Raw genomic sequence first — 2,647 nt, forward strand, 5'->3', positions numbered from 1 at the left:
ACATATTCGTATAATTCGGGCCTCCGCCCCCCTCCGGAACCACCCACTTGATTATCTGATACGGGTCGGCGATATCGCAGGTCTTGCAGTGAACGCAGTTCGACGGGGTCAGCTGAAGTTTCTTCTTTCCCGGTCGTGAGGGGTCATCAACCATCTCATACACCTGCGCCGGGCAGAAATGCTGGCAGGGATTGCCGTACTCTTCGGTGCAGCGGTTGTTGCAGATATCGTAATCGGCAATCACCAGATGCGACGGCTGCTCTTCTTCATGCTTGGTGCCGCTGTGATAGACATCGGTCAGCTTATCGAAGAGATATTTATTATCGAATTTCAGATTTTTCTTCAGGCTATCCTCGCCGTAACGGGCGATATACTGCGCCAGCGGCATCATCGCTTTATGGTCCGGCTCCGTTTCGCGACGGTCAAAAAGCCCTTTCCCGCCGGATATCATTTGCAGCCCGGAATTGATCATTCCGGCAAGAAGTCCATGCTCGAATCCGGAATGGAAATTGCGCACCGCAAACAGTTCCTCTTTTGCCCAGGATTCTTCAAAGCGCGCCTCCATCCCCCGCAAGGTGGCGCTGCTGAAGTCATTTTTCTCCAGCGCTTCGCAAATTGTCTCGGCGGCAAGCATCCCCGATTTAATCGCCAGATGCACTCCTTTGAGCCGCTGCGAATCAAGAAATCCGGCGGCATCGCCAATCAATAAGAGTCCATCATGGTACAGCCGCGGCATGGCGTAATATCCCCCTTCCGGAATGGTCTTCGCCCCGTAATGGAGCATCGTGCCCCCTTCGAAAATCTTCCGGACAAAAGGATGAGTCTTGAATAATTGAAATTTGTAATGCGGGTCATTGGCAGGATTGGGGCTGTTCAATCCCACAGCATATCCCACCGCCGCCATTTTGCCGCCCATATCATAGATGAATCCGCCGCCATACTCCTCGTTCGGCTGAGGCCAGCCAAAGGTATGAATGACTTCCCCCTCCCGCAATCGCCCCTCGGGAATTTCCCAGACTTCCTTTACGCCGGTCAGATATGACTGCGGAAATTTCCCCTCGCGCAGATTCAGTTTTTCAATCGCTTCCTTGGAAAGCGAGCCATGGACCCCTTCGGCAAGCACCGTGACTTTCGCCTTCAGTAGCGAACCGGGTTCAAAATTGGAGCGGGGATGTCCTTCCTTGTCCAGTCCCAGGTCAACCGTTCGCACGCCGGTTACTTTCCCCTCTTCTATCAGAAGTTCAAAGCCGCCGGTGCCGGGGAAAATGTTGACCCCTAACCCTTCCACCTGCTCGGCGAACCATCCGGCAAATTTATTAAGAGAAATTATGTAATTCCCATCGTTGCGAAACGGCTTTGGCAAAAAAGGGAATTTGACCTGCGATTGGGAAGTAAAATAATAAAGCGAATCCGGTCCCACCGGCCTCTCAACCGGCATCCCCCGGTCAAGAAAATCCGGCATCAGTTCCCGCAGCGAACGGGGATTGAGAATCGCCCCGGAAAGAGAATGCGCTCCGGGATAGGAGCCTTTCTCAATCACCATTATTTCCGGCTGGGGAATTCGTCCCCCGGTCTGATTTATGAGATTGGTCAGATGATAGGCAAAAGCCAGGCCGGCCGGTCCGGCTCCAACCACAAGAACATCAACTTCGAGAGTTTCTCTCTGGATATCCATAGTTCTCCCTCAAAGAGAAAAAGTAAAACTGTTCAAAAGGGGAATATAAGAAAATCCCGGCGACGGCGCACACGAAATTGTCAGGAGCGGGCGTGCCGACCGTTCTCGTTACGGCCATTTTCGTTCGGGTCCGAACCGTTCGATTTAATCTGGAGCATCTCCATTATCTTTTGGCGATTGCAGCCTACTGTCATCAGCCTCCCGGCAATGATAATCGGCTTACGGATGAGGTCATTGTCCTCCGCCATAAAGGTGATTATCTTTTTGCGTTCAGGAAGCTCCTTATCCAATTGATGCTTCTTGTACGCTTTGGAGCTCACATTGATAAAATGCTTGATATCGATGTGACGGATAAGACGCGCCAGTTCATCGTAGTTGAGCGGCTGCTTTGTCAAATCCCGGACTCGCAAGTCCAGATCCTGCGTCTCCAGAAACTGTCGCACTTCTTCACAGCTGGATTCATGAGGATATGTATAGAAATCAACACGCTTCTGCATATAACCTCCAGGTCACCTGATGACACACGTCTATTGGAGACCAGTAAGAAAGTCTAAACCATTTAACCCACAGGGGTTTGGTAAGGGGGTTACCAGGATTATCGGTATCCCTCACAAAAGGATTATTATTATATCTATTTTTTGACAATTGTCCACCTATTTTTTGGCGATTTTTTCAATTTTTTTAGTGCCTGGATGCGCCGGTAACTCCAACCTCCTGTTATGGTTACCCGAGATCTCACAAGACCCCCAGCCCTCGCGGCGGCTTTTTCTCAATTGCACCATTTTTCACTTACCTGATTTCCCTGTGAGGATGTTCACAGTCTGACGGTACACGGGCGCTTCCATTTGGTTTAACAATCTAATTGCTCACCGGTTCCCGATGCACTACAGAATTCGGACTGACTCCGTCATTTATGCGGTGAAGAGTGAGGTATGGAGATTGTACCTAAAATTGACTGAAATTTAGACGAGT

Annotated in this window: 2 protein-coding genes; both read right to left on the reverse strand. The window is 50.4% G+C overall.

Annotation, left to right across the window (positions count from 1 at the left end; translation table 11 throughout):
• Nucleotides 1-1,675, reverse strand: a 1,675-nt coding sequence (locus AB1690_13800; GenBank protein MEW6016381.1) for an electron transfer flavoprotein-ubiquinone oxidoreductase, incomplete at its 3' end; no start/stop codon positions are given.
• Nucleotides 1,676-1,755: 80 nt separating this feature from the next.
• Nucleotides 1,756-2,172, reverse strand: coding sequence for an ArsC/Spx/MgsR family protein (locus tag AB1690_13805; protein MEW6016382.1), 417 nt, complete (start codon nt 2,170-2,172; stop codon nt 1,756-1,758).
• Nucleotides 2,173-2,647 lie beyond the last annotated feature (475 nt).

This window comes from Candidatus Zixiibacteriota bacterium (assembly GCA_040753495.1).
Classification (GTDB): domain Bacteria; phylum Zixibacteria; class MSB-5A5; order GN15; family PGXB01; genus DYGG01.